General features: G+C 35.8%; 26 protein-coding genes, 3 other RNA genes and 2 riboswitches. Of the genes, 25 read left to right on the forward strand and 4 right to left on the reverse strand.

Annotation, left to right across the window (positions count from 1 at the left end; all coding sequences use genetic code 11):
- Positions 1-6: 6 nt before the first annotated feature.
- Positions 7-351 (forward strand): YppE family protein, encoded by a 345-nt coding sequence (locus tag DM800_RS17515; RefSeq protein ID WP_000872967.1) that lies wholly within the window; start codon positions 7-9, stop codon positions 349-351.
- Between the two features lie 27 nt (positions 352-378).
- Here DM800_RS17515 and DM800_RS17520 read toward each other — a convergent pair whose 3' ends face one another.
- On the reverse strand, positions 379-570 hold the full coding sequence (locus DM800_RS17520; protein WP_000242661.1) for a YppF family protein: 192 nt from the start codon (positions 568-570) through the stop codon (positions 379-381).
- Between the two features lie 177 nt (positions 571-747).
- On the opposite strand from DM800_RS17520, the gene DM800_RS17525 reads away from it, so the two are divergent.
- From DM800_RS17525 to pbuX, 13 genes are all read left to right on the forward strand, one after another.
- Positions 748-1,323 (forward strand): YppG family protein, encoded by a 576-nt coding sequence (locus DM800_RS17525; protein ID WP_147787272.1) that lies wholly within the window; start codon positions 748-750, stop codon positions 1,321-1,323.
- Positions 1,324-1,478: 155 nt separating this feature from the next.
- Complete coding sequence (locus DM800_RS17530; protein ID WP_088608764.1) at positions 1,479-1,895, forward strand: CotD family spore coat protein; 417 nt, start codon at positions 1,479-1,481, stop codon at positions 1,893-1,895.
- A 56-nt stretch (positions 1,896-1,951) separates the two neighbouring features.
- Positions 1,952-2,506 carry an SLOG family protein gene (locus DM800_RS17535; protein WP_147787273.1) on the forward strand — a complete coding sequence of 185 codons (555 nt, stop codon included), beginning with the start codon at positions 1,952-1,954 and terminating at the stop codon, positions 2,504-2,506.
- A gap of 97 nt (positions 2,507-2,603) precedes the next feature.
- Positions 2,604-2,942 (forward strand): cell division regulator GpsB, encoded by a 339-nt coding sequence (gene gpsB, locus DM800_RS17540; RefSeq protein ID WP_000622425.1) that lies wholly within the window; start codon positions 2,604-2,606, stop codon positions 2,940-2,942.
- An 87-nt stretch (positions 2,943-3,029) separates the two neighbouring features.
- An RNA gene (gene rnpB, locus DM800_RS17545) (RNase P RNA component class B) lies at positions 3,030-3,420 on the forward strand.
- 180 nt (positions 3,421-3,600) lie between these two features.
- Positions 3,601-4,740, forward strand: a complete 1,140-nt coding sequence (locus tag DM800_RS17550) for a THUMP domain-containing class I SAM-dependent RNA methyltransferase (protein ID WP_000521230.1) — start codon at positions 3,601-3,603, stop codon at positions 4,738-4,740.
- A gap of 61 nt (positions 4,741-4,801) precedes the next feature.
- Positions 4,802-4,984 (forward strand): DUF3921 family protein, encoded by a 183-nt coding sequence (locus DM800_RS17555; protein ID WP_000376888.1) that lies wholly within the window; start codon positions 4,802-4,804, stop codon positions 4,982-4,984.
- Between the two features lie 138 nt (positions 4,985-5,122).
- Positions 5,123-7,060 carry an ATP-dependent DNA helicase gene (locus DM800_RS17560; RefSeq protein WP_147787274.1) on the forward strand — a complete coding sequence of 646 codons (1,938 nt, stop codon included), beginning with the start codon at positions 5,123-5,125 and terminating at the stop codon, positions 7,058-7,060.
- Between the two features lie 100 nt (positions 7,061-7,160).
- The gene (gene ypwA / locus DM800_RS17565) at positions 7,161-8,678 is read left to right on the forward strand and encodes a carboxypeptidase (RefSeq protein WP_147787275.1); all 1,518 of its coding nucleotides are present in this window, start codon (positions 7,161-7,163) and stop codon (positions 8,676-8,678) included.
- A 48-nt stretch (positions 8,679-8,726) separates the two neighbouring features.
- Positions 8,727-9,200, forward strand: coding sequence for a GNAT family N-acetyltransferase (locus tag DM800_RS17570; RefSeq protein WP_147787276.1), 474 nt, complete (start codon positions 8,727-8,729; stop codon positions 9,198-9,200).
- A 154-nt stretch (positions 9,201-9,354) separates the two neighbouring features.
- On the forward strand, positions 9,355-10,101 hold the full coding sequence (locus DM800_RS17575; protein ID WP_147787277.1) for a type I methionyl aminopeptidase: 747 nt from the start codon (positions 9,355-9,357) through the stop codon (positions 10,099-10,101).
- 116 nt (positions 10,102-10,217) lie between these two features.
- Positions 10,218-10,319: riboswitch (purine riboswitch) on the forward strand.
- A gap of 106 nt (positions 10,320-10,425) precedes the next feature.
- On the forward strand, positions 10,426-11,019 hold the full coding sequence (locus DM800_RS17585) for a xanthine phosphoribosyltransferase (protein WP_000866483.1): 594 nt from the start codon (positions 10,426-10,428) through the stop codon (positions 11,017-11,019).
- 3 nt (positions 11,020-11,022) lie between these two features.
- The gene (gene pbuX, locus DM800_RS17590; RefSeq protein ID WP_088608767.1) at positions 11,023-12,345 is read left to right on the forward strand and encodes a xanthine permease PbuX; all 1,323 of its coding nucleotides are present in this window, start codon (positions 11,023-11,025) and stop codon (positions 12,343-12,345) included.
- A 15-nt stretch (positions 12,346-12,360) separates the two neighbouring features.
- Here the strand turns inward: pbuX and DM800_RS17595 are convergent, their stop codons facing one another.
- Positions 12,361-13,524: a DUF418 domain-containing protein gene (locus DM800_RS17595; protein ID WP_147787278.1), complete on the reverse strand. Its 1,164-nt coding sequence runs from the start codon at positions 13,522-13,524 to the stop codon at positions 12,361-12,363.
- Positions 13,525-14,073: 549 nt separating this feature from the next.
- On the opposite strand from DM800_RS17595, the gene DM800_RS17600 reads away from it, so the two are divergent.
- Entirely contained in the window at positions 14,074-17,733 is a 3,660-nt protein-coding gene (locus tag DM800_RS17600) for a dynamin family protein (RefSeq protein ID WP_147787279.1), read from the forward strand.
- Between the two features lie 3 nt (positions 17,734-17,736).
- On the opposite strand, the gene DM800_RS17605 is transcribed toward DM800_RS17600, so the two are convergent.
- Entirely contained in the window at positions 17,737-17,991 is a 255-nt protein-coding gene (locus DM800_RS17605) for a DUF3931 domain-containing protein (protein ID WP_000369740.1), read from the reverse strand.
- A gap of 72 nt (positions 17,992-18,063) precedes the next feature.
- Here DM800_RS17605 and DM800_RS17610 point away from each other — a divergent pair, with 72 nt between their 5' ends.
- From DM800_RS17610 to ssrS (DM800_RS17630), 5 genes are all read left to right on the forward strand, one after another.
- Positions 18,064-18,531 carry a GNAT family N-acetyltransferase gene (locus DM800_RS17610; protein WP_087985571.1) on the forward strand — a complete coding sequence of 156 codons (468 nt, stop codon included), beginning with the start codon at positions 18,064-18,066 and terminating at the stop codon, positions 18,529-18,531.
- A gap of 21 nt (positions 18,532-18,552) precedes the next feature.
- Positions 18,553-18,825 carry a YpbS family protein gene (locus DM800_RS17615; RefSeq protein WP_000451816.1) on the forward strand — a complete coding sequence of 91 codons (273 nt, stop codon included), beginning with the start codon at positions 18,553-18,555 and terminating at the stop codon, positions 18,823-18,825.
- A 2-nt stretch (positions 18,826-18,827) separates the two neighbouring features.
- Entirely contained in the window at positions 18,828-19,661 is an 834-nt protein-coding gene (locus DM800_RS17620; RefSeq protein WP_000637539.1) for a sulfurtransferase, read from the forward strand.
- Between the two features lie 116 nt (positions 19,662-19,777).
- Positions 19,778-19,960: non-coding RNA, 6S RNA (gene ssrS / locus DM800_RS17625), on the forward strand.
- A gap of 21 nt (positions 19,961-19,981) precedes the next feature.
- A non-coding RNA gene (gene ssrS / locus DM800_RS17630) (6S RNA) lies at positions 19,982-20,165 on the forward strand.
- Positions 20,166-20,219: 54 nt separating this feature from the next.
- Here ssrS (DM800_RS17630) and DM800_RS17635 read toward each other — a convergent pair.
- Positions 20,220-20,669, reverse strand: a complete 450-nt coding sequence (locus DM800_RS17635) for a hypothetical protein (RefSeq protein WP_147787280.1) — start codon at positions 20,667-20,669, stop codon at positions 20,220-20,222.
- Between the two features lie 83 nt (positions 20,670-20,752).
- Between DM800_RS17635 and DM800_RS17640 the strand changes: the two genes are divergently transcribed.
- The 5 genes from DM800_RS17640 to DM800_RS17660 all read left to right on the forward strand — a co-directional run bounded on the left by DM800_RS17640 (position 20,753) and on the right by DM800_RS17660 (position 25,042).
- Entirely contained in the window at positions 20,753-21,064 is a 312-nt protein-coding gene (locus DM800_RS17640) for a hypothetical protein (RefSeq protein ID WP_000169026.1), read from the forward strand.
- A gap of 3 nt (positions 21,065-21,067) precedes the next feature.
- Positions 21,068-22,303: a glutathionylspermidine synthase family protein gene (locus tag DM800_RS17645; protein ID WP_088062737.1), complete on the forward strand. Its 1,236-nt coding sequence runs from the start codon at positions 21,068-21,070 to the stop codon at positions 22,301-22,303.
- The gene (locus DM800_RS17650; RefSeq protein WP_147787281.1) at positions 22,300-22,686 is read left to right on the forward strand and encodes a DUF350 domain-containing protein; all 387 of its coding nucleotides are present in this window, start codon (positions 22,300-22,302) and stop codon (positions 22,684-22,686) included. Before DM800_RS17645 ends, DM800_RS17650 begins: the two co-directional genes overlap by 4 nt.
- 125 nt (positions 22,687-22,811) lie before the next feature.
- Positions 22,812-22,977: riboswitch (M-box (ykoK) riboswitch) on the forward strand.
- Positions 22,978-23,319: 342 nt separating this feature from the next.
- Positions 23,320-24,045 (forward strand): P-type ATPase actuator domain-containing protein, encoded by a 726-nt coding sequence (locus tag DM800_RS17655; RefSeq protein ID WP_000964966.1) that lies wholly within the window; start codon positions 23,320-23,322, stop codon positions 24,043-24,045.
- Between the two features lie 130 nt (positions 24,046-24,175).
- Positions 24,176-25,042, forward strand: coding sequence for a 5'-3' exonuclease (locus DM800_RS17660; RefSeq protein WP_147787282.1), 867 nt, complete (start codon positions 24,176-24,178; stop codon positions 25,040-25,042).
- Positions 25,043-25,071: the final 29 nt, after the last annotated feature.

Raw genomic sequence — 25,071 nt, forward strand, 5'->3', positions numbered from 1 at the left:
AATAAAATGAAGTATGAAGCATTGATACAATCTTCAGAAAAACTCATGCAGTATAATAATGAAGCGAATGTGAAAAAAAGAGAAATGATTGAGTACGATTTTTATAAGGATATGAAACCATTTGTAGATATGGTAGATGAGGAATTAAAAGTGTGGAAAGAATTAGCTTATAAATGGATTAAGGAAGAAAAACCGAAGTATATACATGTACAGCAAATTGATCAAGTGTACGATAATTTACAGACAAATGTGTTGCAATGTTTTGTAAATAAAGGTAAAGGTAAGCGATTCTTTGAAACACATCAAGCCATTTCGTATACTTTGCAAAATATAATTGAGCAATGTAAGTAACAAGAGGGGAAACCCTCTTGTTTTTTTTTATGCTTCTGTCATTGTTGTAGGTTTTGTTGCACCGTTTATTTCTAATTCTTTTATTAATGTTCGGTAATCTGAAATGCATATTTTCCCTTCGAGATACCAATGTCTCGCAAAGTCTAACAATTCATTTACATTCTCTGTGTAATACCCCTTTTTTTGAGAAAACGCTTGTTTTAAATCCCCTAATACCATGTTGATTCCTCCCCCATGAGAATCTTCTTCTTCATTATCATAGCATGGAAGGGTTTTCTTTTTTAATTTTTTAAAAATTTAAACTTCCGACAAAAATAGACAGATACTCCGTCACACAAATTATTTTACAAGTACATATTATATATGTAGAAACTTATGTGAAGGAGGAGAGAATGCATGTTTCAACAATCTAACGTATATCAGCAATCTTATCCATATGCACAGCAAAATATGTACCAATATAATACGGATACATATTTACGGTATAATATGTATCCTTTCGAGCCTAATTATGGAAATCAAAATTATTACCAGCCATTTGAAGTATCGTTTATGAATCAACCACAACAACAGCAGCAGCCCTATATGGAGCAACAGCAGCAACCCTATACGAATCAACAACAGCAGCCCTATATGGAGCAACAGCAACAACCCTATACGAATCAACAACAGCAGCCTTATATGGATCAACAACAGCAACCTTATATGAATTCACAATACTATATGCCACCACCATCTCCCTATGGAAATCAACAAGCGATGTTTTATCCACCAAAACAACCGTACCCGACGCAGAATAAACAAAAACAACAACAGCAACCGAGTCAATTTTCTAGTTTTGTTTCCCAATTTAAAAACTCAGATGGTAACTATGATGTAAATAAAATGATGAATACAGCTGGACAAATGATGAATGCGATGAACCAAGTGACAGGTATTGTAAAGCAAGTTGGAGGTTTTTTTGGTAAGTAATTTTGGGGGTTGTCTATAAAAAGCATTACGTATAAAGCAGAAGGCTAGACAAATTTCCTTGTAATAAATGGGTATATATAACAAACGGCTTTCTCTCTTTTCTCATATTGTAAAGTGTAGTCAGATTTTTTTAACGAGAGAGGAGAGAAAAAACTATGCATCATTGTCATCCTTGTTTTGGAGGGCATAAGCCTGTAGGACCTATTTGTACAACTGCTCCTGTCATTCATCCGACGAAACAATGCGTAACACACTCTTTTTCAACAACGGTGGTGCCACACATTTTCCCAACGCATACAACACATGTACACCATCAACAAATTAAAAACCAAAACTTCTTCCCACAAACAAACTCGAATGTAAATGTGGTAGACCCAGTTGATCCAGGATTCGGCGGTGGATGTGGACCATGTGGTCATGGGCATCATGGACATTTTGGACATCATGGACATTTTGGACATCAAATATCTCCATTTGGTCCAGGACCAAATGTATCACCATTCTTACCGAATAATGTATCACCAGTAGGTCCGAATATTGGACCAAACGTTGGTGGAATATTTAAAAAGTAAATGATATGTTAGAACTAGCGAAATGCTAGTTCTTTTTTTGTAATTGGAGTGTTGATATGAAAGTTATTGCTGTAACGGGATATAAGCCATTTGAACTTGGTATATTTAAAAATGATCATCCAGGGGTGGAATGTATAAAAAAAGCATTGCATCGAAAATTAATTACTTTTGTAGAAGAAGGTTTGGAATGGGTGATAATAAGTGGGCAGTTAGGAGTCGAATTATGGGCTGCTGAAGTTGTTTTTGAAATTCAAGTAGAATATCCAGATCTAAAATTAGCGGTATTTACTCCGTTTTTAGAACAAGAAGAAAGCTGGAAGGAAGATAACCGTGAATATTACGAATGTATTCTCTCTCAAGCAGACCATATTGATAGTATTACGAAACGGAAGTACGAAAGCCCGGAACAATTTAAATTAAAAAATCAATTTTTTATTGAAAAAAGTGATGCACTTTTAGCTGTATATGATGAAGAAAAACCAGGGAGTCCCAAATATATTGTAGAAGCAGCAAAGAAAAAAGGAGAAATAGAAAATTATCACAGTTATTTTATTCTTTTTTCTGATTTACAAGATATAATAGAAGAGGAACAGTGGAATAATGCTGAGTAATATGTAATATAGTACTCGTATATATGATTGACAAAAGGCATTGTTTCTGAAAAAATTTAGGTAATGAAAGTTTTGGCAAAAATTTGAGGTGAAGAAAATGATTTCGGATAAAATTAAATTAACGGCGAAAGATATTTTAGAAAAAGAATTTAAAACAGGCATGAGAGGCTATCAACAAGAAGAAGTAGACAAGTTTCTTGATATGATCATTAAAGACTATGAAGCTTTCCACAAGGAGTTTGATCAATTAAAGCAACAAAATGCTCGTTTAAAGCGTGAATTAGAGGAACAAAAATTAGTAGCAACGCAAGTGCCACAACAACCAGTTGTACAAACACCAGTTGCACAACCTGTATATAACAACACGAATACGGACATTTTAAAACGTCTATCTAATTTAGAAAAAGCTGTATTTGGAAGTAAGTTATACGAATAATTTCTAGTGGTAAAAAGGTTAAAGCATTTTACATAGAAAAAAACATTGCAAAATCTTTTTGTTTCCACTATACTAATGGATGTCATAACGTTTGGGTAATCGCTGCAACGCCAACGTTGTAGAGGAAAGTCCATGCTCGCACGGCCTGAGATGGCTGTAGTGTTCGTGCCTAGCCAATTCATAAGCTAGGGTATTCTGGCTGTAAGGCTGGTTTAACGGCAGGGAAAAAACCTAAGTCCTTTCGGATATGGTTTGACTACCTTTAAAGTGCCACAGTGACGAAGTCCTTGAAGAAATGATAGGAGTGGAACGAGGTAAACCCCACGAGCGAGAAACCCAAATAATGGTAGGGGAATCTTTTCCAAGGAAATGAACGATGGGAAAGGACAGGTTGTATAACCTGTAGATAGATGATTGCCACCGGAGTACGAGGCGTGGGCCGTTTGCAGTACAAAGGAACAGAACATGGCTTACAGAACGTTATGAACCAACTATGAAATAACTCAGCTCTCCTTTGTTAGAGGAGGGCTTTTTATTTGTATGAAGTTATAAATTATGAGTTAAAATGGTTAATGAGAAAATTCTTCGTAAAATGTAATAATTAATAGGACAAATTGCTATTAATTATTGTTTAACTATACATAAGAGGTGAATGCAAATGGGAAAAGTTACTTTAATTGCAACAGCGGCAATGGGTATTGAAGCGTTAGTTGCCCGAGAAGTTCGTGATCTTGGTTATGAATGCCAAGTGGAAAACAGCAAAGTAACATTTGAAGCAGATGAAAAGGCGATTTGTCGCACGAACTTATGGTTACGTACTGCGGACCGTGTGAAAATTAAAGTTGGCGAATTCAAAGCGACAACATTTGATGAGCTGTTTGAAAAGACGAAAGCATTAAACTGGGGAGATTATATTCCAGAGAATGGGGAATTCCCTGTAATTGGTAAATCGTTAAAATCTGAGTTGTTCAGTGTTTCAGATTGCCAACGTATCGTTAAAAAAGCTGTCGTTGAGAAATTAAAAACAACATATAAACGTACAACTTGGTTTGAAGAAGATGGTCCGTTATTCCGTATTGAGATCGCAATGCTCAAGGATATTGCAACATTAACAATTGATGCAAGTGGTGTTGGACTTCATAAACGTGGATACCGTATGGATCAAGGGGAAGCCCCATTAAAAGAAACATTGGCTGCGTCTTTAATTAAGTTAACAAACTGGAAGCCGGATCGTCCTTTCGTGGATCCTTTCTGTGGATCAGGTACAATTCCGATTGAAGCAGCATTAATTGGACAAAATATTGCACCAGGATTTAACCGTGGCTTCGCATCAGATGAGTGGGGCTGGGTTGGTAAACAAAACTGGCGTGAAGCTCGTCAAGAAGCTGAAGATTTAGCGAACTATAATCAACCACTACAAATCATTGGATCAGATATTGATCATCGTATGATCCGAGTTGCTCAAGATAATGCAGAAGAAGTGGGCTTAAGTGATTTAATTACATTTAAACAAATGCAAGTAAAAGATTTCACAACAAAAGAGGATTATGGCTATGTTGTAACGAATCCTCCATACGGAGAACGTTTAAGTGAAAAAGCACTCGTTGAACAATTGTACAAAGAAATGGGACAAGTATTCCGCCCATTAGATACATGGTCAGCGTATGTATTAACAAGCTACGAAGCATTTGAAAAGTGTTATGGAAAAGATGCATCGAAGAAACGTAAACTGTTTAATGGATTTATCCGTACAGATTACTACCAATACTTCGGAAAACGTCCACCGCGTAATTCATAGTATAAAACTCCTCCAGCGCGCATATACTGGCTATTATGTAATGCGTAAAGGAGGACGTGATATGGATAGTTTCCAATTATCTATGATTCAAAAAGCTATTCATCGTACGTATGATGAGATCGGGAAAGAAGTGGATAGCCAAGGTGCGATTGTAGAGGAAATACAAAAAGCACAAGAAGAATATTTGTCAGCTCTTTCACACGAAACAGCGATTGATAAACGGTATTTAAAGTCATTAATATAGAAAAAAATTTTCCTTTTTCGAAAGGAAAATTTTTTTTCGTGTATTTCTATGTATGGCAACAGGGGAAAGTGGCTGCACACATATGAGTAGCAGTTGCTATATCTTTTTATAGAAAAACTTTTTGGTTGGAGGCTAAGGATGTTTACTGAGAAGAGATTACCATTTGAAGTAGGAAAACAAGATAATTTTTATGATAAGTTGAATGAATGGATTGGAGATGTGTTTTACGATATCCTTCCGGAAAAAGGCTTTGAAGAGCGTGATGAACAAATTTTTATGGCGTTTCAATTAGAGCGTGCTTTCCAAGAAAAGAAAGTAATGTTCGCAGAAGCGGGTGTAGGAACAGGGAAAACAATTGTATATCTTCTATATGCAATTTGCTATGCGCGTTATACTGGAAAACCAGCTATTATCGCTTGTGCTGATGAAACGTTAATTGAGCAGCTTGTGAAAGAAGAAGGAGACATTGCTAAGTTATCTGAAGCATTAGGACTATCTGTTGATGTTAGACTTGCGAAATCAATGGATAATTATTTATGTTTACGTAAACTTGAAGATGTTATGAGTGGACGAGCTCCAGAAGTAATTGAAGATGTATACTACGAATTACCACAGTTTGTATTCGATCATGGTACGATGCAAAACTTTACTCACTACGGCGACAGAAAAGAATTTCCACTTTTAAATGATGAGGAATGGTCAAAAGTAAATTGGGATTACTTCCAAGATTGCTTCACTTGTGATTCTCGTCATCGTTGTGGTCAAACTCTTTCTCGTGAACATTATCGTAAAGCGGCAGATTTAATTATTTGTTCTCAAGATTTCTACATGGATCATATTTGGACGTACGATGCTCGTAAGCGTGAAGGGCAAATTCCGTTATTACCCGAAAGTAGCTGCGTTGTATTCGATGAAGGACATCTTGTAGAATATGCAGCTCAAAAAGCTTTAACATATCGTTTAAAGCAAACGATGATGGAGCAACTTTTAACAAGATTGTTGCAAAACGATATTCGTGAAGAGTTTGCACATTTAGTAGAAGAAACAATTTGGCAAACAGAGCGATTCTTTGATGTGTTACAAGAAAATAAAAAGGAAATCGCCGGTTCTGATCGTTTAGAAATTACTGTGACAGAAAAAGTAACAGCTGAAGCGAATAGACTTTATGCGAAAATTGGTGAAGTCGGTGATGCATTAGTATTTGAAAGTGAAATGCATACAGTAAACACGTATGATTTAAATATCGTTGATGAACATTTAGATGTATTAGAACATTCACTTCGTCTGTTCATGCACGAGAAAAATGTAATTACATGGGGTGAAGAAGGTGATGGAGCCTTCACGTTAGTGATTATGCCACGTGCAGTTGAAGAAGTATTACAAGAGAAAGTATTCTCGAAGAAAATCCCGTATATTTTCTCTTCTGCTACATTATCTAACAACGATTCATTTGCATTTACAGCAAATAGCCTAGGGGTAAAAGATTACTTATCATTCTCAGTTGCCTCACCGTTTGATTATGAGGAGCAAATGGCAGTAAACTTACTATCGCATACGAAAGAGAACGAATGGGAAAGAAAGTGTCAATATACACTTGAAAATATACAGAAAACAAATGGACGTACACTTGTATTATTCCGTACAACACAAGAACTTGCAGCGTTTAAAGACTATGTAAGTAAAGAACAAATGTCCGTTCCGTTCCTATATGAAGGGGATCAAGAAATTAGTCAGCTCGTTTCTCGTTTCCAAAATGAAGAAGAGACTGTACTTTGTGCTGTTCATTTATGGGAAGGTTTAGATATTCCTGGTTCATCATTATCGCATGTTATTATTTGGTCATTACCATTCCCTCCAAACGATCCTGTGTTTGAAGCGAAGCGTAAACATGTAAATGATCCATTCTGGGATGTAGATGTACCGTATATGATTTTACGTCTTCGTCAAGGGATTGGACGTTTAATTCGTACGAGCGACGATAAAGGGGCTATATCAATCTTCTTATCTGGTACAGAAGATGAGAAAGTGATAGAAGCGGTGAAAAACGTACTACCAGTAGAAGGTAAAGAATTATAAGGAGAAAGCTTGGCGCTTGCCAAGCTTTTTTTCTATTATAAAAGGAATTTAGGTTTCCATGTCGAATTAAGTTTGAGGTAGAAAAGGGAGGTTTTATACGATGACAGTAGCTACATATGAAGTAGAAAAACAATTTTTAACATATGTGAAGAAGATACAAAATTACGGTGAAGCATTAAGCTTAATGTTTTGGGACTTAAGAACAGGTGCGCCTAAAAAAGGTGTAGACCAGCGTTCAGAAGTAATTGGTATGCTTTCATCAGAAGTGTTTGTCATGTCAACTTCAGATGAGATGGGAAATTATTTAACAGAGCTTGAAGCTTTAATAAGTGAAGATAAACTTTCTGAAACGACGAAGAAAATGGTTGAAGAGTGTCGTAAAGAATATGATAGAAATAAGAAAATTCCACAAGCGGAATACGAGGCGTATGTGAAATTAGAAGCGAAAGCGGAAAGTGTGTGGGAAGAAGCTCGGGAAAAATCTGATTTCGAAATGTTCCGTCCGTATTTAGAACAAATAGTTGAATTTAAAAAGAAATTCATTACATATTGGGGTTACGAAACATATAAATATAATACATTATTAGATATGTATGAGCCAGGTATTACAGTAGAAGTGTTAGATCACGTATTTGGTCAACTTCGTGAGCGTATCGTTCCGCTCGTAAAAGAAATATCGGAGTCACAAAAGAGATTAAAGACAAGTGCTTTATCAGAACATTTTTCAAAAGAAAAACAAAAGAGCTTTACATTAGAGTTATTAAAGCAATTGAATTATGACTTTGAAGCAGGTCGTCTTGATGAAACGGTACATCCATTTGAGATTACATTAAATAGAGGGGACGTTCGTATTACAACACGCTATGATGAAAAAGATTTCCGTATGGCAGTGTTTGGAACAATTCATGAATGTGGCCATGCTGTATATGAACAAAATGTTGCAGAAAAATTCGAAGGTACACCGCTATGTAGTGGAACTTCTATGGGTATTCATGAGTCACAATCATTATTCTTTGAGAACTTTATCGGTCGTAATAAATCATTCTGGAAGAAAAATTATGATTTATTAAAAGAGTATAGCGATGGTCAATTCAATGATATATCAGTAGATGAGTTTTATGATGCAATTAACGAATCGAAGCCATCGTTCATTCGTATAGAAGCAGATGAGCTTACATATCCGCTTCACGTCATGGTTCGTTATGAACTTGAGAAAGAATTATTTGATGGTACATTACAAGTGAAGGATTTGCCAGCGGCTTGGAATGATAAGATGGAAGCATATTTAGGAATTCGTCCGGAAAGCAATGCACAAGGTGTATTGCAAGATGTTCACTGGGCTGGTGGTTCATTTGGATACTTCCCATCTTATGCGCTTGGTTATATGTATGCAGCGCAATTTAAGCAAAGAATGTTAAAAGACATTCCGAACTTTGATGCATTATTAGAAGAAGGAAACGTAACACCAATTCGTGAATGGTTAACAGAAAATATTCACCAATACGGTAAAACGAAAAAGCCACTTGAAATTTTAGAAGATGTGACAGGTGAAGGATTAAATGCAAACTACTTAGCAGATTATTTAGAAGCGAAGTATAAAGAAATCTATGAGTTATAAAAAAGAGCTGCTTAATTGCAGCTCTTTTTTTCAAGGGGGGATAGAAGAATGGATTATACATATACAGTAATGACGCAAGAAGAAGCAGAAGAAATTGCATATAACTGGCATTATGAAGGGAGGTATTCCTTTTACGATATAGGTGCAGATGAAGAAGATTTAGCTGAGTTTTTACATGATGAGAGTAGAGGAAATCATACATTTTCTGTGAAGGAAAACGGCGCTCTCATTGGTTTTTTTACTGTTTGTAAAATAAATGATGGAACGGTTGATATAGGTCTTGGAATGAGACCTGATATAACTGGAAATGGATTTGGTTTACAGTTCGTAAACGCTGGACTAGCTTTTAGTAAAGAAAAATATGGTTGCAATTATATAACACTATCAGTAGCGACATGTAATGAGAGAGCGATTAAAGTGTATAAAAGAGCAGGATTTGAAGCTGTTGGAACGTTTATACAGAAAACAAATGGTAGTTGTTTTGAGTTTTTGAAAATGAATTATATATGTAAAAATGATTAAGAAACAGAGGGGATCTTCTGTTTCTTTATTTTGATTTAGAAGTATAGGATACATATTTTTGTACTTGTTGTAATTGAGAGTTTTGAAATTTTGACAGAGGATGTGTATGATTGAACTTTAGTAGCAAATAGCAGGTTTAGCAAGGAGAGGTAGAATGATTACAATTAAAACGAAAAATGAAATAGATTTGATGCATGAATCTGGGAAATTACTTGCTTCATGTCATAGGGAAATTGCCAAAATGATGAAACCAGGTATTACGACAAAAGAAATTGATACGTTTGTTGAAACTTATTTAGAAAAGCATGGTGCAACATCTCAGCAGAAAGGTTACAACGGGTATCCATATGCGATATGTGCATCTGTAAATGCTGAAATGTGCCATGGGTTTCCCGCCGATGTTCCTTTAACTGAGGGAGATATTGTAACAATTGACATGGTAGTAAACTTAAATGGTGGTCTTTCAGATTCTGCTTGGACGTATAGAATTGGAAATGTTTCTGATGAAGCAGAAAAGTTATTGTTAGTAGCTGAGAATGCTTTATATAAAGGGATTGATCAGGCGGTAATCGGTAATCATGTAGGAGACATTGGCTATGCAATTGAAAGTTATGTAGCTACTGAAGGTTTTTCGGTTGCAAGAGACTTTACGGGGCACGGGATTGGTAAAGAGATTCATGAAGAACCAGCAATTTTTCATTTTGGGAAACAAGGACAAGGGCCTGAACTACAAGAAGGAATGGTAATTACAATTGAGCCTATTGTCAATGTAGGTATGCGATATTCGAAAGTAGATTTAAATGGATGGGCTGCAAGAACGATGGACGGGAAATTATCAGCGCAATATGAGCATACAATTGCGATTACAAAAGATGGGCCGATTATTTTAACGACACTTTGAAATAATATGTAAGAGTTTACAAAACTCGAACGAAAACAGTTCTTTTTAAAATTTTGTACGTGTTTTTTCGATAAATGCTTTTCAAAGTATAAAAAGTGCGTTATAATCCTTCTATAAAATAAATAGTTAGCTACACTCATATAATCGCGGGGATATGGCCTGCAAGTTTCTACCGAAGTACCGTAAATACTTTGACTATGAGTGAGGACGAATATATTTGCTTGTTTAGCATTCTTTTTTGCGAAACTCCAAAAGCGCGTCTCTCACTTGTAACGAGTGGTGGCGGCTTTTGGAGTTTTTTATTGCATAAGAGGGGGAACAAACATGAAAGTATTACAAGAAAAGATTTTGAACGAAGGAAAGGTTTTATCTGGTGACGTATTAAAGGTAGATGCATTTTTGAATCATCAAATTGACCCAGTACTTATGCAAGAGATTGGAAAAGAATTTGCTAAACGTTTCAAAGAAGAGAACATTACAAAAATCGTAACGATTGAATCTTCAGGCATTGCACCAGCAGTTATGGCTGCATTAGAGCTTGGTGTAAAAGTAATCTTTGCAAGAAAACGTAAATCGTTAACGTTACAAGATAATATGTACGTTGCAAACGTATATTCATTTACGAAACAAGAAACGAATGAAATTTCATTATCTCGAAATCATATCGATGAAAATGACCGTGTTTTAATTATTGATGACTTTTTAGCAAACGGTCAGGCTGCTTTAGGTTTAATGAGTTTAGTAGAGCAAGCTGGAGCAAGTATTGCAGGAATTGGTATTGTTATTGAAAAAGCATTTCAAGATGGAGGAAAGAAGCTTCGTGAACAAGGAGTTCGTGTTGAGTCACTAGCAGAAATTGCATCACTTGATAACGGCACAGTTACATTTGTACAGCAAGAAACTGCGGAGGTGAAATAAACGATGAAGCAACATCCATTTAAAATCGCATCGCTTGGTATGCAGCATATGCTGGCGATGTATGCTGGCGCAATTATCGTTCCGCTTATTGTGGGCGGCGGACTTGGTTTAAATCAAAAAGAGTTAACATATTTAGTCTCGATTGATTTATTAATGTGCGGCGTTGCGACGATTTTACAAGCATTATCAAATCGCTTTTTCGGTATTGGACTTCCCGTTGTACTTGGTTGCACATTTACAGCGGTTGGGCCGATGATTGCAATCGGGAAACAATACGGTGTGTCTTCTATTTATGGAGCGATTATTGCTGCCGGGTTATTCGTTGTTATTTTTGCGAAATTATTTGGAAAGCTTGTAAAACTGTTTCCACCTGTTGTAACAGGATCTGTCGTTACCGTAATTGGAGTTACACTTGTTCCAGCAGCGATTAATGATATGGCTGGGGGAGTAGGAAGTAAGGATTTCGGTAGTCTTGAGAATTTAGGGTTAGCATTTGGTGTATTATTATTTATCATCATTATGTATCGTTTCTTTGACGGGTTTATTCGTTCAATCTCTATTTTACTAGGTCTATTGTTCGGTACAATTGTTGCAGCGTTTATGGGGAAAGTAAGTTTGCAAGCGGTTGGAGAAGCGGATTGGTTCCACGGTATTCAGCCATTTTACTTCGGTACACCAACATTTGAATTAACGCCAATTATTACGATGATTTTAGTTGCTTGCGTAGGGATTGTAGAAGCAACAGGTGTATATTTCGCATTATCTGATATTTGCAATAAAAAGATTGGTGAAAAAGAATTAACAAAAGGCTATCGAGCAGAAGGATTAGCGATGGTGTTAGGTGGTATTTTTAACGCGTTCCCATATACAACATACTCTCAAAACGTAGGACTTGTTCAATTAACTGGAGTAAGAAATCGCGTTATTATTTATACTTGTGGTGGTATGTTAATCGTTCTTGGGTTCATTCCAAAAATCGCAGCTATTACAACTATTATCCCGAAATCAGTACTTGGCGGTGCAATGTTAGCGATGTTTGGTATGGTAATGGCATATGGTATTAAAATGTTAAGTAGCGTTGATTTTGGTAAACAAGAAAACTTATTAATAGTTGCATGTTCTGTCGGAATTGGGCTTGGGGTTACAGTTGTTCCGACATTATTCTCACAACTTCCTGAAAACATTCGTATTTTAACAGATAACGGAATTGTACTTGGAAGTGCGTCAGCAGTACTTTTAAATATCGTATTTAATATGGTGCCGCAGCGTAAAGTGAAAGTAAAAGAAGAGCCAGTGTCTATGCAAAGTGCAGTAAGAGAAGCGTAAAAAAGCAAGGTCTCATTATGAGACCTTGCTTTTCTTTTTAAGTGGCATCATTTTCCCGTACGTACCAAGACGCCAAATGTACTCAAGTGGCCCGTATTGATAACGTGACAGCCACCAGCGGCTAATAAAGATTTGTAACGTATAGAAACTAATGCAAAATAGAGGACCTACCCATAATGGAGCAAGATAATCATTTTTGAACAATAGTCCAAATACAAGTAATGTAACAATTGTATGTGAAATGTAGTTTGTTAACGCCATTCGACCAACATACTGGAACGGACGTAATAATGTTTGCCATCTTTCTTTTTGTAATAAACGCATTAACGTGACAATGTAGAAGATGAACAATGTCTTTCCGCTTATCATCGTAATACCCATAAGTGAAAATGGTGTGTATGGTTGATTGTTCATAAAGAAGTAAACCATAATAAACCACATCGGTAATGTTAAAATGAACATAATGATTTGCCATTTTTTAAGTTTTAGATCTAATTCTTTAGCACGGCGGAAAATGTCTTTTTTACCGGCATATAATCCTAGTAAAAACAATCCTAGTGTTTCAGGAAGCATAATAAGACTGTTACTTATTGCTTCAGAATAGAAAGAATGGAATCTGTCTGTAATTTGTAAGCCCCAGTTTTCTACCGGCATAATGGCTATGGAAAGGCCTAGTTCATCTACCGGCACTAATAACATGAGAAGAGAACCTACTAATGTGAACAATTGCATGAAACTTAATAGTACAATTGACCATATTAAAATAGTACGTGGCTTTCTCTTGTAAAATAAAAATAAGAAAAATCCGGTAATTGCATAAGTATGTAAAATGTCCCCGTCCCATAAAAGAACGTAGTGTAAGAAACCAAATAATAATAAAATAAGTAAGCGGCGAACAAACAAAGTTTTTGGACGATCGGTTTTCGCCTCAGCACGATTCATAAAAATATAAAAACCTAATCCGAATAAAAACGAAAAAATTGTATAAAATTTCGTTTGAATAAACATATCGTAAAATAGGCGAATATAGCTGTCTATCCCTTCGTAAATTCCTGTAATATCACGTGAGTCAACCCCGGCGATAATTGGCCAGTTAACAAGAAAAATACCTAGTACAGCTATTCCTCTAATAATATCTATGGAATGTATCCTCTCGCCTTGTGAAATATTTTGTGTCATTATTTTCCTCCTTGTTAAGTAATTCCCTTTTATTATACAAAATGTAAAGAGGAGGGTATATAGGTAATTTCCAATTTTTAAAACTGTTAAGATATGTATTATGAGATATAATAAGAGTGCACAACAAGTTTTAACCTTCTTCAAAACAGGCAGTAAAGCTCCTTTCTATAAGGGGCTTTCTTTATGAAAAGTATTGATAATGATTCTCTTTAATGATAAAATGTATTTAAAAGTGATAATCATTATCAAAAAAGGTTGGTGCATGAGTATGGTATATGCATTAGTAGCAGGTACAGTCACTGTATATGCAGTTATTGCAAAGTATGTTTTAAATGGAGTAGGAACAGCAAAATGAGTGATATGACATAAAATCCCTTTCATTTGTAAAAAGAATGAAAGGGATTTTTTATTTTTAATGAGAATATGCTGAAAATTTAGTATGATAGTAAAGTGAAACTGTAATCGATGAGGGGATGTATCTCCTGATGATTATGAGCTCGCAAATAGCGGGAAAAAGTATATACATCTTGGATAAAGGGGAACAAGGGGATGACAAACATAGTACAGACAAACGGTATGAAAAAACTTGTTTGTTTTTATGAAGAGTGGCAAAAACACGGCGATGCAGAGAATAGTGTAAAGTTGTTTGAGGTGATTCAAAAATATAAACAAGAACAGCTTATGATAGCGTTCTGCGGTCACTTCTCTGCAGGGAAATCAACGATGATGAATCATCTATATAAAGCGCAGTTGTTACCAACAAGTCCAATTCCGACAAGCGCTAACGTTGTCAAAATTGAAAAAGGAATGGATCGTGTTGTTGTAACAGTTAAATCTGGAGAACAGTACGAATATGATGGTGCATATTCAGCTGAAGAATTAAAACAAATTTGTAAAGACGGTGATGAGGTAATTGGTGTTCATATTTATCGGAATGATGCGCCAATTCCTGAGGGTGTTATGTTAGTTGATACACCAGGGATTGATTCAACAGATGATGCCCATCAATTAGCGACAGAATCAACGCTGCATCTAGCAGACGTAATTTTTTATATGATGGATTATAATCACGTCCAATCGGAAGTGAATTTGCAATTTGTTAAAGAATTGAAACAACGTAATAAAACGGTTTATCTCGTTGTAAATCAAATAGATAAACATAAAGAAAATGAATTATCGTTTGAGGATTATAAAGATAGTGTAAAACAATCGTTCTCTAACTGGGATATTGAAGTAGATGGAGTGTATTATACTTCATTACGAATGATGAACCATACACATAATGAAATTGGGAGCTTAGAAACATTAATTACTTCTATTATGAAAGAAAAAGTGCAGTATGTAAGAGATGGAATGGAGCGAGAAACAGAATATTTAATGGGGGAACATTTTTCATTTATTCTTTCAGAAAATGAAAAAGCTCTTTTGAACTATGAGGAAGAGCTAGCATCGCCGCTTTCTATTTCAGAGATAGTTGAAAAGAAAGAAGAGCTAACGGAAACTAAACAACGCGAGGCTAGTAAAGAATCTCATGTGAGAAACGAATTTATAAAAGGCTTACAAGCTATATTAGATAACGCGTATTTAATGCCATTTGAAATGAGAGAATTGGCAAATGCGTATTTAGAAACGAAATTAACTAAATTTAAGGTCGGTTTGTTGTTTGCGAAAGGAAAGACGGAGCAAGAAAAACAGAGACGTTTAGATGCTTTTTATTCTGCTTTGCAAAAGACTGTTGAAACGCAACTTGATTTTCATGTGAAAGAATTTATTGTTGCCTTCTTAAAAGAAGAAGGATTGTTCACAGAGGAAATTGGGAAAGACATATATGCTTTAGAAATTGCTTTTGGACCAGAAATGTTAGCTGAAGTCATTAAACAAGGTGCAGGTTTCACAGGTGATTACTTACTTCTTTATACAGCGGATGTAGCGAATGAACTGAAGAAACGTTATTTTACAAAAGCGCAGCAAATTTTTGATAAAAGTGCAGTCGTTTTAAAGCAAAAGGTGAAGGAAGCAGTTGCACGCATTGAAGAAGAGATTGAAAAATATATGATGTTGCAAACGGCAAAAGAAACGCAATTGCAATACAGTAACAATTTAGAGACATATGAAAGTTATTTGCAAAATGTTTGGCACGAGCGTGTTGCTACACCAGAAGGCTTGCAAATAGAGGAGATATTGCAAAGTAAAATACAAATTGTTAGTGAGAAATTCACACTACAAGAGCAGGAAAGCGTAAACGATAACGTAATGGCTTGTGAGGAAGAGATGAAAGGAACAGCAGCTTTAAATATTCAGCGTATATTAGAGAAAGTGAAGAAAGCTGAAACGATATTAGAGCCATTGCCAGCGCTGAAACATGTACAGCAAGAGGTAATAGAAAAAAGGCGTCGTGTGGAAACGAAACAATTTACAGTAGCGTTATTCGGAGCTTTTAGTGCTGGGAAATCATCATTTGCCAATGCATTGCTTGGTGGGAATGTACTTCCTGTATCACCAAATCCGACGACGGCAACGATTAATCAAATTTTGCCGGTTACAGAGGAAAAACCACACGGAACAGTAATGGTTCAATTCAAATCAAAGCAAGCTCTATTAGAAGATATGAAAGCTGTTTATAAGTTGTTTCATTATGAGATTACTACGTTAGATGAAGCGTTAGCACAAATTGATAAAGTTATGAAATATCCTTCACCAACTGGGAAGCAAAAAACAACATTTAGCTTTTTAAGAGCGGTACAAAAAGGGTATGATACGGTTTCTGCTCATTTAGGGGAGCAAGTACAAGTTACATTAGAAGAGTTTTCTGATTATGTAGCGAATGAAGAAAAATCATGTTTTGTTGAGTACATGGAGCTTTATTATGATTGTGCTTTAACAAGGCAAGGAGTAGCGCTTGTAGACACACCTGGAGCGGATTCTATTAACGCCCGCCATACGGACGTTGCGTTCCAGTATATTAAAAACGCAGATGCTATTTTATTTGTAACGTATTATAATCATGTGTTCTCTCGTGCTGACCGTGAATTCTTAATCCAGCTTGGTCGTGTAAAGGATACTTTTGCACTTGATAAAATGTTCTTCTTAATTAATGCGGCCGATTTAGCAGAGTCTGAAGAAGAACTTGAAATGGTAAAAGGTTATATCGCAGACCAGCTACTGCAATACGGTATTAGAAATCCGCGTTTATTTGCAATTTCAAGTTTATGTGCACTTGAAGAGAAGCAAGGAAAGAATATTGAAAAAGAGAAGTACGGTATTTTACAAAACTCTGGGGTTGCTAAGTTCGAGGAATCATTTACATCCTTTATGATGAGAGATTTAATGCTCGTATCTGTTCATGCTTTATATGGTACATTGCAAGGCGCAGATCAGCTTTTAGTAAATATGATAAACGGTGCAAAGCAGGGGAATGAAGAGAAAGAGAAGCAAACGAAAAAATATGAAGCAGAGCGTGATCAGCTACTTCATATTATTTCATCATATAGTGTGCTTGCTGAAGAGCAGGCGATGCAAAATGAAGTGAAAGAATTGCTTTATTACGTGCAACAGCGTCTATTCCTACGCTATAACGATGTGTTTACTGAATTTATTAATCCAGCATCGCTGCGAACGGATGGGAATGTGAAAGTGCAGTTGCAACAGTGCGTTATGGAATTAGTGGCATTTATTCAGCATGATTTACTACAAGAAATGCGTGCGACATCATTACGCCTTGAGAAATGGATAGATGAAGCGATGAAGCGTGCAAAGAATGAAATTGTGGTGAACTGTAAAGTAGAAAATGAATCAATTTCTATGAGTGGAACAGTGGATTATGAATATAAAGATATTGCACATAAAGAACCGTTCCCTTCAGTTGAAATAAAAGATTTCAAAAAAGCACTGGCGCATTTTAAAAATGAAAAAAGCTTTTTTGAAAAAAATGATAAAGCTTTCATGCAAGAAGAGGCTAAAGTTGTATTAGAGCCTTTCGTATCAAACTATGTAGCTGATGAAAAAGATTTATTTGTTCATCATTATAAGCAAGAGTGGGATTTGAAATGGAACTTATTCCAAAAAGTGATGCAGCAAGATGTGATGAATTATTATGAAAGTGTATTATTTGCATTGGCTGAAACAATTGATGTATCACTATATGAACAAAGTAAAGAACAATTGCAAAAGCAGTTAGTAGAGATTGAAAAAGAAATTTATGTGATATAGTCGTTATGAGAAAAAGATTCGTTCAATTTTCTTTTGCAATACTGTATCTAAAGATTTGACAAACCCAGCAAATTCATCGGTAGAAATCATATGAGTAAGAACGAGGCGTCTGCCGTCTGGTGTTTCACCGCATAAGACGAATGAAGAAAATTCATATGTTTTGTTTTCTACTACTAATTTTGGGTAGGAATACGTGTCGCTTTTCTTCTTCTTTCCATCAATAGAGATGACGTTGCACTTTTTCTCATTGTTGTCCATGGTGAATCCCTCCTTTCTATTATTTATGGTAGACAAGGAGGGTTTAGAACAATAGAGAAAGGGGAGTTTTTTATGTGTGTAGTAATAGAGTATATTTCGAAAGAAGCTATACCGAAACCTTTATTATTGCTTGCTGATCCAAGTGAGGGGCAAATTGATACATATGTACAAAGAGGGAAAACATATGTAGCTAAGCAAGAGGAGAGAGTTGTCGGTGTATATGTTCTTTTGGAAACAAGGCCGAAGACGATGGAAATTATGAATATTGCGGTTGTAGAGCATTTGCAAGGAAAAGGGATTGGAAAGCAGCTATTAAGTCACGCCGTAGAAACTGCTAAAGGATATGGTATGTCAAAACTTGAAGTTGGTACGGGCAATTCTAGTGTTTCACAACTTGCTTTATATCAAAAATGTGGATTTCGTATTTTTTCTATTGATTTTGATTACTTTTCGAAGCATTATGAAGAAGAGATTATTGAAAATGGGATTGTATGCCGTGATATGATTCGGCTTGCAATGGAATTGAATGAGAACGTATAACTTATTTAGGGGGAAGAGAAGATGGAAGTACATAAAGCAATTACAGCACATTCTCGTAAACAAAATGAAAGTGTAAAAGCATGTTTACAATTAGATGCGCAGCGTGAAGCAGCTATTGAAGCAGCCGTATCTCTTGCGTCAAATGGGAAAGAATTTTCGGTTGATGTCATTAATGTTGTAACAAAGCAAATTAATGATCTTGCAAAAAATGGTGTTACACTAGAGCGTAAATATGTTACAGAAGAAATGGTTATGGAGTATGTAAGTCGTTTGCAAGAGAAAGAAGGTCGTTAAAGATGATAGTTACAGTCGAATGGTTACGTGAGCATATAGAAGATGAGAATGTCCGTATAATCGATTGTCGTTTTGATTTAGCGAATCCTAATTGGGGTAGAGAAAAGTATGAGGAAGAACATATTCTTCATGCATTATATTTTGATTTGAATTTAGATTTATCAAGTCCTGTAACAGAACATGGTGGTCGCCATCCATTGCCGAATATTGAGGAGTTTGCAGACAAGCTTTCACAAGCTGGTATTGATGAACATACGACAGTAATTGCATATGACAGTCAAGCGGGTGCAAATGCTTCTCGTCTCTGGTGGTTATTAAACTATGTAGGACATGAGAAAGTATATATATTAGATGGTGGATTTCCAGCTTGGAAAGAGAATGGACTACCGATAACAATGGAAATTCCTGTTGCTATACGAAAAACATTCAAAGCAAATGTACAAGATCATATGCTTGTAACGATGGAAACGGTGAGAGAGAATATTCATGCAGGTGCAGATGTTACGTTAATTGATTCTAGAGAGCCAAAACGTTATGCTGGTGTAGAGGAACTAGTTGATCCAAAAGCAGGACATATTCCGACAGCAGTAAACTATTTTTGGAAGGATGGAATTGTACAATCAGGGCAATTTAAGAATGAAGCTGGGCAACAAGAACGATTCCGAAATCTTTCGAAAGATAAGGAAACAATTGTATATTGTGGTTCTGGTGTTACAGCCTGTCCAAATATCCTTGCATTGAAATTAGCTGGATTCCAAAATGTTAAATTGTATGCAGGTAGCTGGAGTGATTGGATTTCTTATCCAGAAAATCAAATTGCAAAAGAAGAAGATTAATCACTTGCATGCAAAAATAATTTGTATTAAAATAAGGTCACAAGCAAGAAATTGCTCGAAAAACTTTGTATTTTACACATTGGAAACAATGTGATAATATAACGACAAGTAAATAATACATCCTGCGGTGTACGTAACTTATTTATGTCTAAAACCGATGTTAGTTATACGGAAGCTCAATATTTAGCGACCATCATCAAGCCTTCCTTGTGGAGGAAGATGTACGGTAACTGTGAGGGCATCCACCTGCGAGTAGCGGGTTTTTGGACATTTACGAGGAGCGGCACGTGCGGGGGTCTTATTTCAACTAACATTATATAAAATTCCTACGGTGTACGTAGCTTATGCATGTCTTAAACCAATAAGTTTAATATGGAAGTTCAATATTTAAATGTAGCTAACATGCCATCTTTTTAAGAAGGAAGTTACAAACATTTGTGAGAGCATCCACCTGTGAGAGCAGGTTTATGGACATCTAGAGAGAACGGCATATGTGGGGCTATATAAAAACCTTACGTTTTATACGTAAGGTTTTTTTGTTGCATACATATATCTATTTTATCTGGATTCACCTGTGAAGTTTCCATAATAAATATAGCACTTTCTATCTTCATCAATCTCTCTTGAATCTAAAGCGAACTCCATATGCATGCCGTCGCGCTGAATATATATAAGGTCTGAATGAAGAGATGGCAAAATTTCTTCATAGTTCCATACATCTTTCCCATCTATTATGCTTGAACTCGTTTCACTTAGTTCTCTAACCTCAAAACCGATGTGAGAGTATGTAGGATCTGAAGGGTCATTTGCAAACTCTTCTTTTTGAATATATATAACTGCTGTTCCGTCTGGATCTACTGAAGTAGCAGTAACAACATATGTCTTGTTATCCTTTATAAAATATTCACACGTCATGCGTGCGATGATTTCAGAGTTAGAAATATTTGCGTAGCTCCATAAAGCAGGATATCTTTTCGTTTCATCATTAAGTCGATATTCTAAGCGCATTTTATCCCTCTTCTTCCTTTTTCTTCTACTTTATCATGCTATCTTATATAATAGGAATAGAATTTAAAAAGGGGAGTGCGAAGGTGACAAAAACGAAATGGCTAGTAGGTGGTGTCGTAACGTCTTTAATGACTGGCACCTTATTTGGCTGCGCACAAGATCTTCCCCCAAAACCGAATGATAATAGTTGTTCAGATTGGGATTGGGATGATGAACTTGGGGTATGGCAGTGTGATGATAGTAGGTCAGGTTATCGTGGGCATTATTTTTATGGTGGGAGTTACTATCAAAATAAATCCACTTTTAAAAATTCATCGGCGTTTAAATCTTATCAATCGTCTGCGGAATTTAAAGGTGGAATTGGAAGCGGTTCAAAGGGAGGATTTGGGGGCTAACATATGTCGCAATACATAAGAGAACGAAAAGCGTTTTATTCGAAATATCCGAATTTTTGGTCGGATTTATATGAATGTGAGTATAGTTTGTTTCATGTTTTCTCTATAACAAATCAGACTATGAAACAATTGCAATTAGCAACTGAACGAATGGGGAAAATATTTTTTAAGACTGCTAAACTTTTGCGGAATTTAAGTGACGAACAGCTTCTTGAACTTGGGTATCCTCCTGCAAGCTTATCGTTTATTAGAATGAAAGGATTATATCCTGAATCTGTTATTTCACGATTTGATTTCGTTTTAACAAGTGATAACCAAATTAAAATGCTTGAGTTTAATAGTGATACACCAACTTTTATTATGGAATGCTTTCAAATGAATGGAAAAGTTTGTGGAAAACTAGGCTATGATGATCCAAACTTGGGTCAAGAACGATTACTATCTTCTGGTGTTACAAAGGCCGTAATGGAAGCGACAAAGGGAATAGATAACCCAAATGTTGTTTTTACAGCACATCATGAACATATTGAGGATTGGAATACGACTATGTATTTGAGTCAGTTATGCCATGTTGAAAATAAAGTAGTGCCAATGTCAGAACTTAGAATTACAAAAGATGCTTTAGTGGATAGGGATGGAGTACAGATTGATATTTTATATCGCCAAACATATCCGATAGAAGATTTAATTGAGGATCAAGATCCTGAAACAGGAGACTTCGTAGGTGTGGAACTGTTGCAACTTGTAAAAGCCGGAAAGCTTTTTATAATAAATCCTTTGTCAGCATTTTTACTTCAGCCAAAATCAATTCAGTGTCTTATTTGGGGGTTAGCAGAAGAAAAGGCCTTTTATACAAATGAGGAACAACAGTGGATTAAAGAATATATGTTACCTACATATTTAGAACGAGATTTATTTTTGGGAAAAGGTTCTTTCGTTCAAAAACCTTCATTTGGTAGAGAAGGAGACACAATTACCGTTCGCGATAAGGACGAAAATATTATGATTCAAAATGCACACCAAACGTATAAAGCGTCACTGCCGATATTTCAAAAGTATACAGAACTTCCAGTCGTATCTTTGGAAACAGAGAAAGGGATGGAGAAACTGTCGTATGTGTTTGGTTCGTTTTTAATTGCTGGAAAAGCGAGTAGTATCGGTATTCGCGCTGGGGAAAAAATTACGGGGAATGAATCGTACTATTTACCGGTAGGTATAAAAAAGGAGGAAAGTATATGATTAATTTTTTATTATATTTAGCAGTAACACTGGGCCTTTTATGCATTGGTCTGTTCCTCATGGAAGTGACAACGAAAGTAAAAGAATTCAAGTTAATGGCCCAAGGGAATAAGGCGGTAAGCTATGTACTTGGAGGACGATTACTTGGGTTAGCTATTATTTTATATTCGACAGCAGCTAATTCCATTTCACTTCTTGATATGGTTTCGTGGGGAGCCGTTGGGATTTTGGCTCAAATTATCGTCTTTTATTTAGCTGAGTGGCTTACACCACGCTTTAATATAAACAAAAGTCTTGAAGAAGATAATCAAGCAGTCGGTCTTTTTCTTATGTTTTTATCGCTTTCCATTGGGATTGTAATTGCTGGTTGTATAACTTATTAAAACCTTTACGTTTAGACGTAAAGGTTTTTATTTTATATACGTTAGTTCGCCATACCTTTCGAAAAAATTGTAGGCTACTGTTGACATCTATTTTAAATAAGAGTAACATTTTCTATGTAATAAAAATAAGTCTCTGTTAGGTGAGGCTCCTGTATAGAGAAATGCTACTGCCCAAAAATGTCGAGAGACGCCAATGGGTCAACAGGAATGATCGAATTAAGGTTTTTCTTAACGTAGCTGGTAATGTACCTATGCTATACAGTGCTAAAACTCGGTGAGGGAGAGGTCCGTAGATTTCTAATTGTTTAGGAATCGTTTATTTGTGTATGCCATGACCTTTACTCTTTTCGGAGTAAGGGTCTTTTTGTTACAAATCTATGAGTAACTTCATAGTATAAACTATAAAATTAAACGAGGAGGTGAGGAGCATGTCAAATTCTGACTCGGTTCCGTTACCCATATACTTCAAATCAAAAATATATGATGTAGGCAGGAAACGACTTGTTCCTCCCTCTATATTTATCATAATGTAGCGTTTATATGTATGTTTAAGCGCTAAACACTGTTACGGTAAAGTGGATAAATTGAGAAACAAAGCGTTTCTTCCTATGTTGTACAGGAGGAGACGATAATATGTTATATGCAAACAAAACTGTGGGTAACACGTCATATAAATTAAGTAAAAAATCAATGAAAGAACAAACAATGCTTCAAAAAAATAAAGATTTATTAATTGAAATCGCAACGAGAGATGTAAAATCTGTATTTGCGTATTTTAAAACAACAAGAGACGGATTATCTATGAAAGAGGCACAAAAACGCATTCAAGTATACGGCCGAAACGAATTAATTTCAAAAAGAGCGCGTATTGCGGAAGTAATGATGAAGCTAAGTGGAATGATTCCAGGTTTTTCAAAACAACATGTGCGTGATGGATTACAATGTGAGAAAATTACTGTGTCTCGAGTAGAATGTTCTAGTGTAACAGGTTTAAACGGTGAATTAAAAATGATGAATGTGCCAGTACAAGAGCTTGTTCCTGGGGATATGATTTTTCTTTCAGAAGGTGATACAGTACCAGCAGATGTACGTATCATTTACGCGAATGATTTATTAGTAAATGAATCCGTGCTAACAGGAAAAGATGCAAGTATTGAGAAATTTGAAAGTTGCTATCACCTTGAGCGTAAACGATTTATTCCTTTAAAACGAATGAAAGACTATAATCCACTTGAACTTGAAAACGTATGTTTCAAAGGGACTCATATTGTTGGCGGAAATGCAAAGGCTGTAGTTGTTTCGACTGGGAAAAATACGTATACAGGAATTCTTCATACTTGTTGTAGTAGAACGTCTTAATGTGTAAATGATGCTAAATATACAAAAACAATGTATAATAGACAAAGTTGAAAAAACGTAGAATGGTAATCTATTTATATAACCTTACGTGATGACGTGGGGTTATTATTTTTTTGGTAGGAGAGGGATTATGAAAAAAGTATTATTAGTTGATGGTATGGCACTATTATTTCGTGCTTTTTACGCAACAAGTGTCTACGGACAATTTATGAAACGACAAGATGGTACCCCTACAAATGGGATTCATGGTTATATGAAACATTTATTAACAGCTATGCAAGCAATTGAACCGACACATATCGTAACATGCTGGGATATGGGTAGTACGACATTTAGAACAGAATCGTTCTCGAATTATAAAGCGAATCGTGTAGCGCCGCCTGAAGAATTAATTCCGCAATTTGATTTAGTTCAAGAAATGACTGCGAAATTGTCTATTCCAGTTATCGGTATGAAAGGGTATGAAGCGGATGATTGTATTGGTACGCTTGCAAAACAATACTGTAATGAAGCGGAAGTTTATATTTTAACAGGCGATACGGATTTACTTCAGCTTGTTGATAAAAACGTTACAGTTATGCTCTTGCGCAAAGGAATTGGAAATTACGAATATTACACACCAGAGAAAATCACGGAAGAAAAAGGCGTAGAGCCGTGGCAAATCGTGCATGCGAAAGCGTTTATGGGAGATACGAGTGATAATTACCCAGGTGTAAAAGGTATCGGCGAAAAGACAGCGTATAAATTGATTCAAGAGCATGGAACAGTAGCAACCGTACTAGAAAATGTAGCAACATTAACGAAAGCGCAGCGCACAAAGATTGAAAGTGATTTAGAGAACTTAAATATTTCATTACAATTGGCACAAATTCATTGTGAAGTTCCAATTTCATGTTTACTAGAAGAAGGATTACACACAATGGATGAAGAAAAACTTAGATTCGTTTGTGAAGAAATGAATTGGGGAAGACCTGAAATATTAATCAATATGCTATAAATAGTTTTGAAAGAGGGGTGTTATATAAG

This window comes from Bacillus sp. AY18-3, assembly GCF_008042305.1.
Classification (GTDB): domain Bacteria; phylum Bacillota; class Bacilli; order Bacillales; family Bacillaceae_G; genus Bacillus_A; species Bacillus_A wiedmannii.

Coding starts and splice junctions, on each gene's coding strand:
- DM800_RS17515 (WP_000872967.1), top strand. CDS start 7: ATGAAGTATGAAGCATTGATACAATCTTCAGAAAAACTCATGCAGTAT.
- DM800_RS17520 (WP_000242661.1), bottom strand. CDS start 570: ATGGTATTAGGGGATTTAAAACAAGCGTTTTCTCAAAAAAAGGGGTAT.
- DM800_RS17525 (WP_147787272.1), top strand. CDS start 748: ATGTTTCAACAATCTAACGTATATCAGCAATCTTATCCATATGCACAG.
- DM800_RS17530 (WP_088608764.1), top strand. CDS start 1,479: ATGCATCATTGTCATCCTTGTTTTGGAGGGCATAAGCCTGTAGGACCT.
- DM800_RS17535 (WP_147787273.1), top strand. CDS start 1,952: ATGAAAGTTATTGCTGTAACGGGATATAAGCCATTTGAACTTGGTATA.
- gpsB (WP_000622425.1), top strand. CDS start 2,604: ATGATTTCGGATAAAATTAAATTAACGGCGAAAGATATTTTAGAAAAA.
- DM800_RS17550 (WP_000521230.1), top strand. CDS start 3,601: ATGGGAAAAGTTACTTTAATTGCAACAGCGGCAATGGGTATTGAAGCG.
- DM800_RS17555 (WP_000376888.1), top strand. CDS start 4,802: ATGGATAGTTTCCAATTATCTATGATTCAAAAAGCTATTCATCGTACG.
- DM800_RS17560 (WP_147787274.1), top strand. CDS start 5,123: ATGTTTACTGAGAAGAGATTACCATTTGAAGTAGGAAAACAAGATAAT.
- ypwA (WP_147787275.1), top strand. CDS start 7,161: ATGACAGTAGCTACATATGAAGTAGAAAAACAATTTTTAACATATGTG.
- DM800_RS17570 (WP_147787276.1), top strand. CDS start 8,727: ATGGATTATACATATACAGTAATGACGCAAGAAGAAGCAGAAGAAATT.
- DM800_RS17575 (WP_147787277.1), top strand. CDS start 9,355: ATGATTACAATTAAAACGAAAAATGAAATAGATTTGATGCATGAATCT.
- DM800_RS17585 (WP_000866483.1), top strand. CDS start 10,426: ATGAAAGTATTACAAGAAAAGATTTTGAACGAAGGAAAGGTTTTATCT.
- pbuX (WP_088608767.1), top strand. CDS start 11,023: ATGAAGCAACATCCATTTAAAATCGCATCGCTTGGTATGCAGCATATG.
- DM800_RS17595 (WP_147787278.1), bottom strand. CDS start 13,524: ATGACACAAAATATTTCACAAGGCGAGAGGATACATTCCATAGATATT.
- DM800_RS17600 (WP_147787279.1), top strand. CDS start 14,074: ATGACAAACATAGTACAGACAAACGGTATGAAAAAACTTGTTTGTTTT.
- DM800_RS17605 (WP_000369740.1), bottom strand. CDS start 17,991: ATGGACAACAATGAGAAAAAGTGCAACGTCATCTCTATTGATGGAAAG.
- DM800_RS17610 (WP_087985571.1), top strand. CDS start 18,064: ATGTGTGTAGTAATAGAGTATATTTCGAAAGAAGCTATACCGAAACCT.
- DM800_RS17615 (WP_000451816.1), top strand. CDS start 18,553: ATGGAAGTACATAAAGCAATTACAGCACATTCTCGTAAACAAAATGAA.
- DM800_RS17620 (WP_000637539.1), top strand. CDS start 18,828: ATGATAGTTACAGTCGAATGGTTACGTGAGCATATAGAAGATGAGAAT.
- DM800_RS17635 (WP_147787280.1), bottom strand. CDS start 20,669: ATGCGCTTAGAATATCGACTTAATGATGAAACGAAAAGATATCCTGCT.
- DM800_RS17645 (WP_088062737.1), top strand. CDS start 21,068: ATGTCGCAATACATAAGAGAACGAAAAGCGTTTTATTCGAAATATCCG.
- DM800_RS17650 (WP_147787281.1), top strand. CDS start 22,300: ATGATTAATTTTTTATTATATTTAGCAGTAACACTGGGCCTTTTATGC.
- DM800_RS17655 (WP_000964966.1), top strand. CDS start 23,320: ATGTTATATGCAAACAAAACTGTGGGTAACACGTCATATAAATTAAGT.
- DM800_RS17660 (WP_147787282.1), top strand. CDS start 24,176: ATGAAAAAAGTATTATTAGTTGATGGTATGGCACTATTATTTCGTGCT.